General features: G+C 49.7%; 13 protein-coding genes and 2 tRNA genes. 14 read left to right on the plus strand and 1 reads right to left on the minus strand.

Annotated elements, in window-relative coordinates; translation table 11 throughout:
- Positions 1-63 precede the first annotated feature (63 nt).
- The 13 genes from CHI14_RS18235 to CHI14_RS18290 all read left to right on the plus strand — a co-directional run bounded on the left by CHI14_RS18235 (position 64) and on the right by CHI14_RS18290 (position 15,696).
- Entirely contained in the window at positions 64-1,368 is a 1,305-nt protein-coding gene (locus tag CHI14_RS18235) for a dihydroorotase (protein WP_095290021.1), read from the plus strand.
- Positions 1,369-1,712: 344 nt separating this feature from the next.
- Positions 1,713-2,855, plus strand: a complete 1,143-nt coding sequence (gene carA / locus CHI14_RS18240) for a glutamine-hydrolyzing carbamoyl-phosphate synthase small subunit (protein ID WP_095290023.1) — start codon at positions 1,713-1,715, stop codon at positions 2,853-2,855.
- Position 2,856: 1 nt separating this feature from the next.
- Positions 2,857-6,075 carry a carbamoyl-phosphate synthase large subunit gene (gene carB / locus CHI14_RS18245; protein ID WP_095290025.1) on the plus strand — a complete coding sequence of 1,073 codons (3,219 nt, stop codon included), beginning with the start codon at positions 2,857-2,859 and terminating at the stop codon, positions 6,073-6,075.
- 102 nt (positions 6,076-6,177) lie between these two features.
- On the plus strand, positions 6,178-6,918 hold the full coding sequence (gene pyrF, locus CHI14_RS18250) for an orotidine-5'-phosphate decarboxylase (RefSeq protein WP_095290027.1): 741 nt from the start codon (positions 6,178-6,180) through the stop codon (positions 6,916-6,918).
- Positions 6,915-7,556 (plus strand): orotate phosphoribosyltransferase, encoded by a 642-nt coding sequence (gene pyrE / locus CHI14_RS18255; protein WP_095290029.1) that lies wholly within the window; start codon positions 6,915-6,917, stop codon positions 7,554-7,556. Before pyrF ends, pyrE begins: the two co-directional genes overlap by 4 nt.
- A 452-nt stretch (positions 7,557-8,008) precedes the next feature.
- Positions 8,009-8,770, plus strand: a complete 762-nt coding sequence (locus CHI14_RS18260) for an ABC transporter ATP-binding protein (protein WP_095290176.1) — start codon at positions 8,009-8,011, stop codon at positions 8,768-8,770.
- Positions 8,733-9,854 (plus strand): efflux RND transporter periplasmic adaptor subunit, encoded by a 1,122-nt coding sequence (locus CHI14_RS18265; protein ID WP_095290032.1) that lies wholly within the window; start codon positions 8,733-8,735, stop codon positions 9,852-9,854. The genes CHI14_RS18260 and CHI14_RS18265 overlap by 38 nt, the downstream gene beginning before the upstream one ends.
- Positions 9,854-12,778, plus strand: coding sequence for an ABC transporter permease (locus CHI14_RS18270; RefSeq protein ID WP_095290034.1), 2,925 nt, complete (start codon positions 9,854-9,856; stop codon positions 12,776-12,778). The genes CHI14_RS18265 and CHI14_RS18270 overlap by 1 nt, the downstream gene beginning before the upstream one ends.
- Positions 12,779-12,780: 2 nt before the next feature.
- Entirely contained in the window at positions 12,781-13,644 is an 864-nt protein-coding gene (locus CHI14_RS18275; RefSeq protein ID WP_095290035.1) for an ABC transporter ATP-binding protein, read from the plus strand.
- 20 nt (positions 13,645-13,664) lie between these two features.
- Complete coding sequence (locus tag CHI14_RS18280) at positions 13,665-15,113, plus strand: ABC transporter substrate-binding protein (protein ID WP_095290037.1); 1,449 nt, start codon at positions 13,665-13,667, stop codon at positions 15,111-15,113.
- 145 nt (positions 15,114-15,258) lie between these two features.
- Positions 15,259-15,423, plus strand: coding sequence for a hypothetical protein (locus tag CHI14_RS30115; protein WP_164764226.1), 165 nt, complete (start codon positions 15,259-15,261; stop codon positions 15,421-15,423).
- Between the two features lie 69 nt (positions 15,424-15,492).
- Positions 15,493-15,566: transfer RNA gene (locus CHI14_RS18285), tRNA-Met, on the plus strand.
- A 56-nt stretch (positions 15,567-15,622) separates the two neighbouring features.
- A tRNA-Ile gene (locus tag CHI14_RS18290) sits at positions 15,623-15,696 on the plus strand.
- 99 nt (positions 15,697-15,795) lie between these two features.
- On the opposite strand, the gene CHI14_RS18295 is transcribed toward CHI14_RS18290, so the two are convergent.
- Entirely contained in the window at positions 15,796-16,467 is a 672-nt protein-coding gene (locus CHI14_RS18295; protein ID WP_095290038.1) for an SOS response-associated peptidase, read from the minus strand.
- A 266-nt stretch (positions 16,468-16,733) separates the two neighbouring features.
- Between CHI14_RS18295 and CHI14_RS18300 the strand changes: the two genes are divergently transcribed.
- Positions 16,734-17,159 carry a hypothetical protein gene (locus CHI14_RS18300; RefSeq protein WP_095290040.1) on the plus strand — a complete coding sequence of 142 codons (426 nt, stop codon included), beginning with the start codon at positions 16,734-16,736 and terminating at the stop codon, positions 17,157-17,159.
- Positions 17,160-17,187: the final 28 nt, after the last annotated feature.

Here is a 17,187-nt window from a genome sequence, read left to right on the forward strand (position 1 = left end):
CGATAAATCCAAATCATTCGGATTCTCTGGGAATCCGGGTGAGAACCGAAGCGGAGGGCAATTATGCTACAGATTATTAAAAATGCGAATGTTTTGAATGCTCAAGGGGAACTCGAACGGAAAACAATCATTATAAATGAAGGCAAGATCCAAAAGATCGTCGGTGTGGAAGACGAAGCCGTCCTACAAGTAGAACAATCTGCGCACAGTGTTACGGATGCTTCAGGCAAATTGGTAATTCCGGGCTTGATCGACATGCACGTGCATTTACGTGAACCTGGTTTCGAACACAAAGAGACCATCGAGACAGGTGCCAGGTCAGCGGCCCAAGGTGGTTTTACAACAATCGCCTGCATGCCAAACACAAGACCCGTAACAGATAGTCCGGATGTAGTAAAGTTGGTTCTGAATAAAGCCAAGGAAGCCGATTTGGTAAAAGTTCTGCCGTATGCGGCCATTACCAAAAACGAGCTTGGTCGTGAGCTGACCGATTTTGCCGCTTTGAAAGAAGCAGGGGCCATCGGATTCACGGATGACGGCGTAGGCGTGCAGAACGCGCAGATGATGAAAGACGCCATGAGCCTCGCGGCTAGCATGGATATGCCAGTCATCGCTCACTGTGAAGACGACTCACTGGTTGTAGGTGGATACGTGACTGAAGGAGAATTCTCCAAGCGCCATGGTATCAAAGGCATTCCGAATGAATCTGAAGCGATTCACGTTGGCCGTGATATTCTGCTTGCCGAAGCAACAGGAGTGCACTACCATGTCTGCCACGTAAGTACGGAACAATCCGTTCGCCTGATTCGTCTGGCAAAATCGATTGGCATCAAGGTTACGGCTGAGGTGTGTCCGCATCATCTGGTTCTGTCCGATGAGGACATCCCGGGCATGGATGCCAACTGGAAAATGAACCCGCCACTTCGCTCACCGCGTGATGTGCAGGCTTGCATTGAAGGCTTGCTGGACGGAACGCTGGACATGATCGTAACTGATCATGCGCCGCATAGTGAAGAGGAGAAAGCCAAAGGCATGGAACTGGCACCATTCGGAATCGTTGGATTCGAAACTGCTTTCCCGCTGCTGTACACCAAGTTTGTAGAAACAGGACTTTGGAGCCTGGACTTCCTGGTTAAACGCATGACAGCCGATCCGGCACGGGTATTCCGACTGGATACAGGCAGGATGGAAGAGGGAGCACCGGCGGACTTGACCATGATTGATTTGAATCAGGAACAGGCAGTCGACCCTTCAGCGTTTGCTACCAAAGGAAGAAACACACCATTTACGGGCTGGAAGCTGAAAGGCTGGCCGGTACAGACTTGGGTGGATGGCAAAAGCGTATGGAATAACACAGTACAACAGTAAATCGGTATATAAATGTATCATTAACTCTTTACTTCAATAAATCTTACAACTTACTCGAGGCCGATCATGCCGAGAGTGTAAACATACGAAACAAGCAACGTTGAATGTCATGCTTTTGAATTTGGGTGCTGCAGTAGCTAACGAAGTGGACAGAAAAGACCTGGAGAAACGAAGTGTTCGCCTTTATCAACAGATTTAACCCATTGAGGGTTTAATTCAAATGAATCTGTTGATAACAGCGATCGAAGGGTTTTCTGTCCACGAAGTCTCCGCTATTGTGGATTGCACCCCATGTTCAACTCAGGAGGCATTCAACGTTGATAAACACAGAGGAGTGAAATGGGATGCAGGCACAGGCAAGATTATTGTTGGAAGACGGCACACTGTTCACCGGGAAAGCATTCGGTGCTGAAGGTGAAACAACGGGTGAGGTCGTTTTTAATACGGGAATTACAGGCTACCAAGAGGTGCTTTCGGATCCTTCTTATTGCGGTCAAATCGTAACCATGACGTATCCGCTGATCGGTAACTACGGCATTACGCGTGACGACTTCGAGTCCATCCGTCCATTCGTGCATGGTTTCGTAGTCCGCCGTCATGAGACAGTACCGAGCAACTGGCGCGCTGAGTACAGCCTGGATGATCTGCTGAAAGAATACGGCATCGTCGGCATCAGCGAAATTGATACACGCATGTTGACTCGCCGGATTCGTCATCACGGCACAATGAAGGGAATTCTCACAACAGGATCGAAGCCTGTGGAAGAGCTGCTGGAGATGATGGGAGACACGAGCATCGCCGAGCTGCGCAATCAGGTACCTCTGACGTCCACGCAGCATGTGTACAACAGCCCGGGAACGGCTGAGCGTATCGTTCTTGTAGACTATGGTGCAAAAACAGGAATTCTGCGTGAACTGAGCAAGCGCAACTGCGACGTTGTTGTCGTGCCGCATGATGTAACTGCAGAAGAGATTCGCCGTCTTAACCCGGATGGTATTCAGCTGTCCAACGGTCCTGGGGATCCAAAAGATGTACCACATGCCGTTAAAATGATCAGTGAACTGCTTGGCGAGTATCCGATCTTTGGTATCTGCCTCGGTCATCAACTCTTTGCACTGGCAGCAGGCGCGGATACGGAGAAGCTTAAGTTCGGACACCGCGGTGGTAATCACCCAGTCAAAGAATTGGAGAGCGGACGCTGCTTCATCACATCCCAGAATCACGGTTACACGGTTAACGAAGAGTCAGTGAAAAACACTGAATTGGAAGTTACACACATCAATAACAATGACAAGACCATTGAAGGTCTGAAACATAAAACATTCCCTGCGTTTTCGGTACAATATCACCCGGAAGCAGCACCAGGTCCTTATGATAACAGCTATCTGTTCGACCGTTTCATCGAAATGATTCGTGAGCACAAAGTCACTAACCCGCAAAAGCCGCGTCAAGCCGTATTGGCAGCCGCAGTGAAAGGAGCGCAATAACATGCCGATTAACAAAGACCTCAAAAAAATCCTGGTGATTGGTTCCGGTCCAATCGTCATCGGTCAAGCGGCCGAGTTCGATTATGCCGGTACACAAGCTTGCCAGGCACTGAAAGAAGAAGGCGTGGAAGTTGTACTCATTAACAGCAACCCGGCAACGATCATGACCGATACCAATATGGCTGACAAAGTCTACATCGAGCCGATTACATTGGACTTTGTAACTCAGATCATTCGTCAGGAACGCCCAGACGGATTGCTGCCTACGCTTGGCGGTCAAACTGGTTTGAACATGGCCGTGGAACTGGCTCGTGCCGGTGTCCTGGAACGTGAAAACGTGAAATTGCTCGGAACACAGCTGACATCTATCGAGAAAGCGGAAGACCGTGACTTGTTCCGTGATCTGATGCGCGAACTGGAGCAGCCTGTGCCTGAAAGTGTAATTGTAACGACACTTGAAGAATCCCTTGAATTTGCGGCTGAGATTGGCTATCCAATTATCGTACGTCCAGCTTATACGCTTGGCGGAACAGGCGGCGGGATCTGTGCGAATGAAGAAGAGCTGCGCGAGACCGTCGCAGCAGGACTTCGTTACAGCCCGATTGGGCAATGTCTGGTCGAGAAGAGTATTGCAGGCATGAAAGAAGTCGAGTACGAAGTCATGCGTGACAAAAACGATAACTGTATCGTAGTCTGCAACATGGAAAACTTCGATCCGGTCGGCGTTCACACAGGTGACAGTATCGTTGTGGCGCCAAGCCAGACGCTGTCTGACCGTGAATATCAGATGCTGCGTTCAGCATCCCTGAAAATCATTCGTGCCCTTAACATTGAAGGTGGATGTAACGTACAGTTCGCCCTGGATCCGCACAGCTTCCAGTACTATGTTATCGAAGTGAATCCACGGGTAAGCCGCTCCTCGGCACTGGCTTCCAAAGCAACCGGTTATCCGATTGCAAAAATGGCAGCCAAAATCGCCATGGGTTATACGCTTGATGAGATTGTCAACCCGGTAACAGGCCAAACCTATGCTTGCTTTGAGCCAACACTGGATTATATCGTGAGCAAAATCCCTCGCTGGCCGTTCGACAAGTTCACTTCCGCGAACCGCAAGCTCGGTACACAGATGAAAGCAACAGGCGAGGTTATGGCTATCGGCCGTACCTTTGAAGAGTCGATTCACAAAGCAGTTCGTTCACTCGAGATCGGTGTGCACCGTCTGTACTTGAAAGAGGCAGAAGCATTGGACGAAGCTACGCTGAACGAACGTCTGGTCAAAGCCGATGATGAGCGTATGTTCCTGGTTGCTGAAGCATTCCGCAGAGGCTATACATTACAACAACTGCAGGATCTGACGAAGATTGACTGGTGGTTCCTGGACAAAATTGAAGGTCTGGTCGGCTTCGAAGATCGTATCCGTGAGGAATCCGAGCTGTCATCCGAAACGCTGTATCAAGCGAAGCGTCTTGGATTCACGGACCGTGCGATTGCTGAACTGCGTGCTCAAGGTCAACCTGGAAGCACACTGACAACGGAAGCTGAGGTTAGAGCTCGTCGTGAGCAGGAAAACCTTCGTCCGGTATACAAAATGGTTGATACATGTGCAGCGGAGTTCGAAGCAACAACACCATACTACTACTCGACGTACGAAACCGAGAATGAAGTTATCCCTTCAGACAAGAAAAAAGTCGTAGTGCTGGGTTCGGGTCCAATCCGGATCGGTCAAGGGATCGAGTTCGACTACTCAACAGTACACGCCGTATGGGCCTTGCAAAAGGCAGGATATGAAGCGGTTATTATTAACAATAACCCTGAAACGGTATCCACAGACTTTAATACATCTGATCGTCTGTACTTCGAGCCTCTGTTCTTCGAAGATGTCATGAACGTGATTGAGCAGGAACAGCCGGTAGGGGTTATCGTACAGTTCGGTGGTCAAACGGCCATCAACTTGGCAGCACCACTGCGTAATGCTGGTGTAACGATACTCGGAACGGATCTGGAGAGCATCGATGAGGCAGAGGATCGCAAGAAATTCGAACGCCTTCTGTCCCGTTTGGAAATTGCTCAGCCGAAAGGTAAAACAGTTACATCCGTAGATGATGCAGTAGAGACGGCACAAAGCCTGGGTTACCCTGTGCTGGTTCGTCCTTCCTATGTACTCGGCGGTCGTGCCATGGAGATTGTATACTCCGATGCCGAATTGCTGACATATATGGAACAGGCGGTTAAAATCAATCCGGAGCACCCGGTACTGATCGACCGTTACATGCTGGGTAAAGAGGTTGAGGTAGACGCCATCTGTGATGGTGAAACGGTACTGGTTCCAGGTATTATGGAACATATCGAACGCGCAGGGGTACACTCCGGTGACTCTATCGCGGTATATCCGCCACAGCACCTGTCCCAGGATTTGAAAGAAAAAATCGTCGAAATCACAATCAAAATTGCAAAAGAACTCAAAACGATTGGTCTTGTTAACATCCAGTTCGTTATCCATGATGGCCAAGTGTATGTCATCGAGGTGAACCCGCGTTCATCCCGTACAGTACCTTTCCTCAGCAAAGTAACGAACATTCCAATGGCGAACCTGGCAACACAGGCAATCTTGGGTGTGAAGCTGAAAGACTTGGGTTATGTGGACGGTCTGTGGCCTGAGACGGATCATGTTTCGGTTAAGGTGCCGGTCTTCTCCTTCGCGAAGCTGCGCCGTGTAGAGCCGACCCTTGGACCAGAGATGAAATCCACAGGCGAAGTTATGGGACGTGACCCGAATTACGCCAAAGCATTGTTCAAAGGTCTTATCGGAGCAGGCATGAAAATTCCGGCTACCGGAGCGATTGTGGTCACTGTTGCCGATAAAGACAAAGACGAAGCGGTACCATTGCTTGAAGGATTCTACCGACTGGGTTACAAAATCATGGCTACCGGAGGTACGGCAGCTGCACTTGAGGCGGCAAACATTCCGGTAACGACGGTGAAAAAACTGAGCGAAGGTTCGCCGAACATCCTCGATATGATCCGCAGCGGGGAAGCGAACTTCGTGTTCAACACACTGACCAAAGGAAAAACGCCGCAGCGTGACGGATTCCGGATTCGTCGTGAAGCGGTAGAGAATGGCATTGTATGTATGACTTCACTGGATACGATTCGTGCCCTGCTGAGAATGCTGGAAACGATCAATTTCTCCTCCGAAGCCATGCCGGCCTTTGTTGAATAAGTAATCTCTGATGAAGGACATCAGTCAGCCCAAGGGCTGGCGGGATGTCCTTTATATCGGGCAAAAAACGGAAAAAACATGCATGTGGAAGGAGCGGACTGGATGAATCACCCTAATTTCAACGAAATGGCTGGCCGTTTAATGGTCGCACTCGATTATCCTGATGCGGAACAAGCGCAGGCACTGGTACAGGCACTTGAAGGTATTCCATGTTATCTGAAGGTAGGAATGCAGCTGTTCTACGCAGCAGGTCCGGACCTTATCCGGGAGCTGAAAGCGAAAGGGTACTCGGTGTTCCTCGATGTGAAGATGCACGATATTCCCAATACCGTTCGCGGTGGTGCCGAGAGCATAACCCGCCTCGGTGTAGACATGTTCAACGTACACGCAGCAGGCGGTACAAGCATGATGCGTGCTGCACGTGAAGGAGCGGAAGCAGCGCTGGCTGCAGATCCTTCTCTGAAAAGGCCGGAAATCATCGCAGTTACCCAGCTTACCAGTACAAGTCAGGAAACGATGAACAGCGAGATTGGTATTGAGGGAAGTGTGGAAGCGGTAGTGGTTCGTTATGCTGGACTGGCTCATGAAGCAGGCCTGGATGGCGTTGTAGCTTCTCCACTTGAGGTGCCGGCAATCCGGGCAGCATGCGGCAGTGATTTTCACACCGTTACCCCGGGAATTCGGCCGGCAGGCAGTGGTCTTGGTGACCAGACTCGTGTCCTCACGCCTGGGGAAGCCATCGCCAGAGGCAGCCATTACATTGTTGTAGGCAGACCGATTACAGGCGCGCCCAATCCACGTGAAGCAGCAGAAACCATTTTGAAGGAGATGTTGAACGCATGATCGCACTGAACGAGATTCCTAACCATATTGCTTCCCAACTTCTGAAGATTAACGCCGTGGCACTGCGCCCGCAGCAGCCTTTTACCTGGACGTCGGGGATCAAGTCCCCGATCTATTGTGACAACCGTCTGACAATGTCCTATCCAGAGATCCGCAATGACATTGCCGAAGCCTTCGCTGCCATTATTCGTGAGCAGTACCCGGATGCAGAAGTCATTGCAGGTACAGCAACCGCAGGTATCCCGCATGCAGCATGGGTAGCTCAGAAGCTGAATCTGCCAATGGCCTACATTCGTGACAAAGCGAAAGGACATGGTAAGGAAAACCTGATTGAAGGCATCATTACTGAAGGCCAAAAGGTGGTTGTTATCGAGGACCTGATTTCTACAGGAGGTAGCTCAATCAAAGCCGCCGAAGCAGTACGTGCAGCAGGGGCACAACCTCTCGCCGTGCTGGCGATTTTCAACTATCAGCTGGATAAAGGTGTAAAAGCATTTGAAGAAGCTGACATTCAGCTGCAAACCCTTTCCAACTATACGGCCCTAATGGACGTGGCTTTGGCTCAAGGAACCATCCAGGAGAGTGATTTCGAGCTGCTCAAATCCTGGCGTGAAGATCCTTCTTCATTTGGTAAATAATATCATCTGTGCATCTTGTGCTGTTCGACTTATGAACAGTATCAAAATTGTAATGATTGGCGCTATAGAGGCAAATTCATAGAATTGGCAAGAAGCATCCCGCACATTGGGGTGCTTTTTTCGTTTGTTCATCAAAATATTAACTTTTTCCCGGCTACGTTGTAAAAAGCTTGTAACTTTTAGTTGGGACCGGTCGTTTATAATGCAGTGTAGTATGGAATAGATTTCTAATTTTAGTACCCTTAATGAAATGATTGGGATGTTAAGAAAGGATGAGCGTGATTGCTGGCATGAAGAAATTATTTTCCAGTATGAAATCTGCCAAAAGCCAGTCAGGCGGGAAGCATGCAAAAGGGCACACGGAGCAGCAGAACACCGCCGGGCAGGAAGCCTCGGCATACATAAGTGACCCCGATAGTCCTTCCATCGACTCGCAATCCATAAGTGATGGAATGATCCAGGACGAGGTAGCCGTTGCCGCTGCTGAACCCGAAGCGAAGTCCCAGCCCAAGGCAAAAGCCAGTTTGCTGCCTCCGTACGACGGACCTGTGCTGGAAGTTCGTAATGTACATCGGAGCTTTCAGACGGGCAGCCGGATTATCCATGTACTCAAGGGCATTGACATGGAAGTCAACCCGCAGCAGCTGGTTATGCTGAAAGGGCGATCAGGCTCGGGCAAAACGACACTGCTCAATATGCTGGGGGGACTGGATCAGCCTTCCAGTGGGGACATCCTGTTTTCCGGACAGCCTTTGCAGGATTGGGGTGACCGGAAGCGGACCTCTCTGCGGCGCAAGGAAATCGGTTTTATTTTTCAGGCCTATGCACTGATGCCCTTGCTGTCGGCATGGGAAAATGTAGAGCTGTCATTGCGGATGGCAGATGTACCTCGCTCGGAATGGAAGGACAGAGTCGGCCATTGTCTGGATCTGGTCGGACTGTCCAAACGGGTGAAGCACCGGCCGTTCGAAATGTCCGGGGGGGAGCAGCAGCGGGTGGCGATCGCCAAGGCCATTGCCCATAGACCCAGACTGCTGCTTGCGGATGAGCCGACAGCTGAGCTGGATTCCAAGATGGGAGCACAGGTTATGTCCGTATTTCGCAATATTATTGAAGTAGAACAAGTAACCATATGTATGACTACACACGATCCTACGATTTTGGAGGTTGCGGACCATGTTTATGAAATGGCGGACGGCAGATTTATTAAGTAAAGAGGCCGCTCCGAAAAGGGGGAAACGTGCAGCGCTGATTGTAATTGGTGCAATCATGGCTGCAACGATGTCAGGCTGCTCATTGCTGCCGGCAGAAACGGAGGAAGAAGTGCTTCCACCGATCACGCCGCCCACGATTTCCAAAAAGCCGGAATATGAGGTCCGGACAGAAACGCTGGAAAAAAAGGTTAGCGGCAGCGGTAAAATGATGAGTCAGCGGGAAGAGAAGGTGTATTTCACGCTGGACGGTATGCACATCAAGGAACTGAACGTGAAACCGGGGGATAAAGTGAAGAAAGGCCAGCTCCTCGCAGAGCTCGACGTGGAGAGTGTAGAAAAGGAAATTCGGGCCAAAAAGCTGCAGATTCGCAAATCGGAAGTACAAATGAAAGAAACGCTTCGTAAACGAGATGAGATGGATCCGGTGGAGTTCGAAGAGGCCACCATTGCATTTGAAGAACTGCGCCAGGAACTGGCTGATCTGGAGGAGCAGTTAGGTAAAGCGACGCTGACCGCTCCGTTCGGAGGAACGATTATTGCGGTTCAGGTGGAGAAAGGTGCAGCAGTCAAAGCCTATGATCCGATTGCAACGATTGCGGATACGTCAAATCTGGTTGTCGCAGCTACATTTGCCAAGGAAGATCTGGAGAAATTCTCGGCTGGCATGAAGGCAGATGTCGACATCAATGGAGCGGGTAAGGTATCCGGCAGAGTTAAAGTGATGCCTGTTGCTGAGGCTGCTGGAAGTGGAAGTGGAAGTGGAAACGGTGGAGGCACAGGCGAAGGTGGCACCCCGCCAGTCAAAGAAACCCTCGACCAGTATGTTATCGTCTCCCTGACGAAAATGCCTAAGGGTGTGGAACGCGGAACCCCTCTGTCAGTATCCATTGTGACCCAGCGTACGGAGGATGCCATTGTCATTCCTGTATCGGCGCTGCGCTCCATCGGTTCAAGAACATACGTGCAGGTCGTTGAAAGTGATGGCAGCAAGCGCGAAGTGGACGTTGAAGTGGGGCAGCAGACATCTACGGTTGTTGAAATTCTGAAGGGTCTGACCGTTGGACAGAAAGTGGTGGGCCGCTAATGGGGCTGCCATTGCTCAGACTGTTGTTCCGGAAAATGTGGAACACCCGCTGGATGACATTCAGTACACTGATCGGACTGATTGTGGCGGTAGCATTCACTGTCAGTATACCGATGTATGCCGACGGTGCACTGAAACGGGTGGTAGCACAGACCCTGCAGGATAACAGTGAGGGGCTGCCTGCAGGTTCGTTGCTTATGAGTTATCAGGCTCCAGGCGGGGTTAAGACTGACACGCGCGGACTAGATGAAGTGGATCGCTATATTCGGGAAGATGTGCCTCGCGATATCGGTTTTCCATTTCATACGTATGTGAATTCCAGATCCATTCGGAGCACTGAGGTGAATCCGGAGGACCCCACCAAGGTGGATGCCAGCCGGGTTCGGAGCATGACGCTCGGAACGATGAGCGGGCTGGATGCACAGGTGAATTATACTGCCGGCGTGAAGCCAGGCAATCAAGTGAAGGATGACATTATTGAAGCGGTTATGCTGGAGGAAGGCATGTACCGGAACGATCTGCACGTCGGTGATATTTTGGAATACCCCGTGTACAGCGGGCTTGATATCACATTGCGTATCAAAATTACCGGTTCCTTCAAGGCAGATGATCTGAATAGTCCGTATTGGGTTCAGGGGTTCGACGGCATGATGAATGGGCTGTATGTGGATGAGTCCGTGTTCAATGATGTGTTGCTGAAGGAAAAAGGAATACCTCTTCAGAATTCGCGCTGGTATTATGCCTTTGATCTGAAGGAAATCCAAACCAGTCAGCTGCCAGGTCTGACATCCATGCTGGAACGTTTGGATATCGATCTGTACCAGCGGCTGAAGGATACGAAGGTGGATATCACCTTTGGTGATCTGTTGAAGCAATTCCGCAGTCAGAGTCTGCAGCTGCAGACAATGCTGTTTACACTGGCAGCACCGATGATTGCGATGGTTTTTTATTTTATTGCAATGAATGCCAGACAGTCTCTGCAGAAGCAGGAAAGTGACATTGCGGTACTGCGAAGCCGCGGAGCTTCAGCACGGCAAATTTTCTCCCTATACCTGCTGGAGGGTATCTTTCTGGGGGCAATCGCGCTCGTGATTGGACCAATGCTTGGCTGGTTTATGGCCAAAAGTATCGGATCAGCCAGTGGGTTCCTGTCGTTCGTGGATCGCAAGTCGATTCCAATTGGTGTGTCCAAAGAAGCCATCCTGCTGGGCCTTGTCGCCGTACTCGTAGCCATTATTGCTTCACTTATTCCGGCAATAACCTATGCGCGAGCGACGATTGTTTCGGCCAAACGACGCCAGGCACGTACGGATCGTGCTCCCATATGGCAGCGTTGGTTCCTCGATATCCTGCTGCTGGGTCTTGCAGGATATGGATACTACCTGTTCTATGAACGTCAAATGCTGACGTTCCAGACGGGGATGACGACAGATCAGCTGCAGGTACAGCCGTTTCTATTCTTTGTACCTGCGCTTGCGATCTTTGCCTTGGGTCTGTTCTTCCTGCGGTTGTTCCCATGGATTCTGAAGCTCATTCAGTGGATTGGGCGCAAATTCCTGCCGGTTCCACTCTACTTGACCCTGACACAGTTATCGCGGTCATCATCGTCTTATTACCCGTTGATGATCCTGCTTGTTTTGACACTCGGGCTTGGCGTGTACAACTCGGCTGCAGCTCGGACCATTGATCTGAACTCCACTGAGCGTACGTTGTACCGATATGGTTCTGACGTCATTATGCAAACGGTATGGGAAGGAACACCTGAGGTTAAGCCTGGCGGTTCCGGCCAGAACGGTGGTTCAGGCGGAGGACAGCAAGGCGGTGGAAACGGTGGCGGAGGTTCTGGTGGCGGTGGTGCTGCCGGAGGCGGCAATGGCGGTGGAGGTGCTCCAGGTGGGGGCGGTGGAAATTCACAACCATCCAAAGTCATCTACTCCGAACCTCCATTTGAAGTATTCCGCAGACTGGACGGTGTGGAACACGCAGCGAGAGTGCTGCAGACGAAAGGAAATATCATTGTATCCGGCAAATCCGGCGGCCAGGGCATGCTGGTCGGGATTGATAATGTGGACTTTGCTAAGGTGGCGTGGTTCCGTAACGACCTGTTCCCGGCACATCCATATAAGTATCTTGATTTATTAGGCAAGTATGAAGGGGCTGTGTTGATCTCATCCAAATTTGCGGATAAGTTCAAGCTCAAAACTGGAGATCTGCTCTCTATTGGTGTTCAGGGCCAGGCCATTGAATTCGTGGTTTTCGGCATTATTCCATACTGGCCTGCACAGTATCCCGACCAGACGCCATTCTTCGTGGCCAATCTGGATTATATCTATGATCAGGTGCCGCTGATTCCGTACGAGGTCTGGCTGAAGATGGAACCTGATGCCAAGGTGGCTCCATTAATGGAGAAGCTGGCAGCAGAGGGCATTGAGCTATCCTCCGTACGCGATGTACGTACAGAATTGGTATCCCAAGGCAAACATCCGTCGCGTGGCGGTGTGTTCGGGATCCTGAGTCTGGGCTTCCTGGTCTCGGTCATCATATCCCTGATTGGGTACATCCTGTATTGGTTCTTTAACCTGTCAGGACGTGTTGTCCAGTTCGGTGTATTAAGAGCCATGGGATTATCACGAGCACAGCTGAGCGGAATGCTGCTCCTGGAGCAAGTGTTCACGGCAGGTCTTTCCATACTGCTCGGCATCGGAATCGGTCAGGTATCGAGTCGCCTGTTCCTGCCATTCCTGCAAACGACAGATAATGTATCTGCGCAGGTACCTCCGTTCCGGATTGTATTTGAACAACAAGATATGCTGCAGCTGTACGGCGTGACCGTGGTCATGCTGATTGTTGGAGCAACGATGCTGCTGTGGCAGATTCGCAGATTGCGGGTTCACCAAGCGGTCAAAATGGGAGAGGAGAGGTAAACGTGATCCAATGCGAAGGACTTGTGAAAATTTTTAAATCCAGCGATGTGGAAGTCGTTGCCCTTCAAGGTCTCAACCTGACTGTCAATCAAGGTGAAATGATGGCGATCATCGGCAACAGCGGCAGCGGTAAATCCACATTGCTCAACATTCTGGGGGGACTGGATCGTCCAACGGCCGGTACTGCGGTTGTTGGAGACTGGGATTTGTTGAAAATGACAGACGCCCAGCTAGTAGAATACAAACGACATACCGTAGGTTTCATCTGGCAAAATAACGGGCGTAACCTGCTGCCTTACCTAACGGCACTGGAGAATGTGGAAACACCCATGATTCTTGGCGGCAAGCGGGATCGCGCATACGCGATGCAGCTGCTGGAATGGGTTGGACTGAAGGATCGGATGCACAACAAGCTGCATCAATTATCCGGAGGGGAGCAGCAGCGGGTGGCTATAGCCATCTCGCTCTCCAATCGTCCCAAGATTCTGCTTGCCGATGAGCCAACAGGCTCGGTCGATTCCGAGACTTGTGATACGATCATGAACATTTTTCGCAAAATGAACAAGGAACTGGGCGTTACGATCGTTATTGTTACCCATGATCTGACGCTTGCCGGCAAGGTGGACCGTATTGTAGCGATACGTGATGGCTTGACCAGTACCGAGTTTGTGAAACGGAATCCGAACCTGGATGATGAACATGGATTAACTGAAGCGGGAGCACCGGATATTCATGAAGCCTTTGTCATCATTGACCGGGCGGGACGCCTTCAGGTACCCAAAGAGTATTTGGAGGCCTTGGCCATTGACAACAGGGCAACATTGGAATTTGACGGTGAGCGTATTGTGATTACACCGCCAAGATAAATTTGAGGGGGAATTGGGAGATGAAGAACAGCTTTTGGGGAAAACGTGTGCTCGCTGTGCTGGCTACAGCCAGTCTGGCATTGCCGCTGATTGCGGGTTGTACAGCTAGTGAGGCCAAGGACACAGAGCAGCGTGTATTGCGTGTGGCTACATTGTGGGGAAGCCAGGATGACAGCTATTTCCGTCAGCAATTTACAGATGCATTTGAATTGACACATCCGAATGTAACGATTGAAGTGGTGGCTGCAGTAGATCAGGGCAGCATGTATGGCTATGGCACCCAGGAAGAACAGCAGGAAATGCCGGATAGCCTGGAAAACATGAAAAAAATCATGACTGGCGATAATCCTGTGGATGTCGTTGTGGCTGACACGGCTACGCTTAAATCGCTCATCCAGGAGAATATGGTGAAACAGCTGGACCCACTGATACAGGAGGATAAATTCGATACGAGCGATATTGTGCCAAGTGTTATTGAAGGCATCAAGGATCTGGGAGATCAGAGCATCTATGCGCTGACACCGACCTTCTCCTCTTCCGCACTGTTCTATAACAAGGCGATGTTCCAAAAAGCAGGCGTAGAGCCACCTACAGATAACATGACGTGGGATGATATTTTCAACCTGGCAACACGTCTGACCAAAGGTGAAGGAAAAGATCACGAATTCGGGTTCTCATTCTCCACGTACCAGGGTGGTTCGCCTTACTACACCATGCAGCAATATTACAGCGCTCTGCAATTGAAGATCTTTGACGACAAAGCAGAGAAAATGACCGTAGATTCACCGCAATGGGAGAAAGTATGGAGTACCATCAGCAAGCTTGCTATCGATAAAGTGATCCCTAAAGGAGACGAACCTCAGGATCAAGATCCGAATGGACGTTATAACCCGCTTCAAGGTGATCTGTTCCTGAGCAGCAAGGCTGCTATGGTTATTGGGGATTACAGCTACATCAACCAATTAATTGACGCAAACAAAAATGCAGATAAAATGGAAGGCTTCACCAAGGTGGACTGGGACGTGGTAACCCCTCCAGTACATCCGGAAGCGCCTGAAATTGGTGGTAATATCTATCTCAGCAGTCTCATGGCGATCAATAGTTCCGCTCAAAATCCGGATGATGCCTGGGAATTGATCAAATATATGAATAGTGAAGATTGGGCTAAGATTAAGGCACGCAGCAGCTATGAGATGGTATCCCGCAAAAGCTTCATTAAACCGAAGGATGGTTTGGATTACAATATCCAGGCGTTCTATACGTTGAAGCCTGTGCCTCCTACCAATACCAATCTGGATAATCTGTACCAAAAAATGCCGAGCCTCTGGCAAGTGAGCGAGAAAGGCATGGAATACTTCACTCAGGTGCTCGAGAACAAGAAGACGCCAAAAGAAGCACTTGGTGAGTGGGCAGCCAAAGGCAATGAAATGTTAGAGAAGTTAAAGAAAGATCCCAAGGCCACATTTTAAGCCTTAACAAGGAAATAGACAGGTTTAATATTGGCATAGTACAAATAGTCGCTGGAGTTTTTAACCTCTGGCGGCTATTTTTTTGGCAAATGGGGTATTCTACAACAAGCAGAGATGAATCATAACTCCGGAAAGGAAGAGAAGGATGCGCTGGGTATATTTCAGCAAGCTATATGCAACTAAATTTCAGGCAGGATGTCTTGCCAAACGTATGGAGCAGGACGGGTGGATTTACGGTCATAATGAGCCAGCAGAAGTGGAAGTATATCGTTCAAAAAGAGGAAGATATGGCGTTCGTTTTATTCCCTGACATTACGCCTTGACTTATTAGGGTAGGATAGTGTATATTAATTAAGTCGCTGTTTTAATATTTTACTGACGCGGGGTGGAGCAGCCCGGTAGCTCGTCGGGCTCATAACCCGAAGGCCGCAGGTTCAAATCCTGCCCCCGCAATTTAGTTTCACTTGGATGATTTACAGCCATCATCTGCACGTTATACATTATGTCTAGGGCCCTTAGCTCAGTTGGTTAGAGCGGTCGGCTCATAACCGATTGGTCGGGGGTTCGAGTCCCTCAGGGCCCATTCTCTTAAAACCCTTGCGCAGCAAGGGCTTTTTTCTGTCCTGTTTTGCATGTATTGATTTTCATGTGGCGATTAACTTATAGAAAAGGGTGGCTATTGCTAGTCAACTTCCTTCAACAGTTCTTCCGAATTGTTTTTGACATTCCCCACATCCCTGGAAACCTTATAGACCCTCATTTCAGAAGCCTTATACGGTTTCAGAAGCGACAGCAGGGAAGGAACGTCGTTATGATTTCGATCCAGCCATTCTTGTTCATCCTGTGGACGCAGAATAACCGGCATCCGATTGTGTATGTCTGCCATCAGTTCGTTTGGTTCAGTGGTAATAATGGTGCATGTACTCAATTTGTTGCCTTCAGAATCTTCCCAAGTGTCGTATAATCCAGCGAGCGAGAAGATCTGTTCGTCCTTCAGCAGAATACGGAGAGGCTGATTATGGGTCCCTTCCTTCTTCCACTCGTAAAAGCCATTTGTGGGAATAATGCAGCGTCTGGAGCTGATGAGGCGTTTAAATGAGGGCTTCGTGTCCAATGTCTCTGCCCGTGCGTTAATCATCTTATTTCCGATCTTGTCATCTTTGGCCCACGTAGGGACGAGGCCCCAGCGGAGGGAACCCAGACGGTTTCCTTGTGTGCTTCCAATGATGGCTGGGATATACTGCATGGGTGCAGCATTATAATTAGGTTGATATTCGTAGTCATCACTTATGGAAGCCATGTACCTGTCCATTAATTCCTCTAAAGGGTCCGTTATGGTAAATCTGCCGCACATACGAGTCACCTCCTAAACTGTCATTACCATATTTAATCATACTATCGAGGGATTAAACACGGTAAAAATTAGATGAGCCGGATGGTGGTTTGATCCTCGCTCTAAACGATCATGGATGATTCTCATGAACAGTTTCAAATGCGTGTCTAATCAAGATGGAAGAAGTACTTGATGAGGTGCCTTTTTTTTTTGATTTTCTTGTCTGTCCATGCCATCTCTAGTATCTCGCATATACTATCCTATTCCAACCATAGGAGGTAGATTTCATGAGTCAATTTATTGATGCGAGAACCTCGCAGAATGCCAGCTTGGCTAACTCCATTAATGTTCCTATTCTTGTAGCCAATACGCCGCAATTGTTTGGACAGATTGGTTTGGTAACGACGGCTGGCATGGGAGCGAATCCGCGTGTGCAGATGAAAGGGACGGTATCCGTACAGCTCCCATTGGCACTCGTCGGAATCACGATTACGGTAGTACGCGGTACCGCTCCAACGGATCCGATTGTTTACTCCGCAACGTCCACGTTCAGCTTGAGCGTTCTGGCACCTCAGGTTATTACGTTCTCCGCGGATGATTACAACCCACCGGTTCTTCCGCAACTGACGTACACCGCTTTTATCAGCTCTAACTTGCTGGGTTCCATTCGTGTAGGTCCTGAGAACTTTGATGGAGCATTGTACTCCGACTAATCGCGTACCTGCTTGCTGAAGTTCAAAA

The sequence above is a fragment of the Paenibacillus sp. 7516 genome (genome assembly GCF_002272715.1).
Classification (GTDB): domain Bacteria; phylum Bacillota; class Bacilli; order Paenibacillales; family Paenibacillaceae; genus Paenibacillus; species Paenibacillus illinoisensis_A.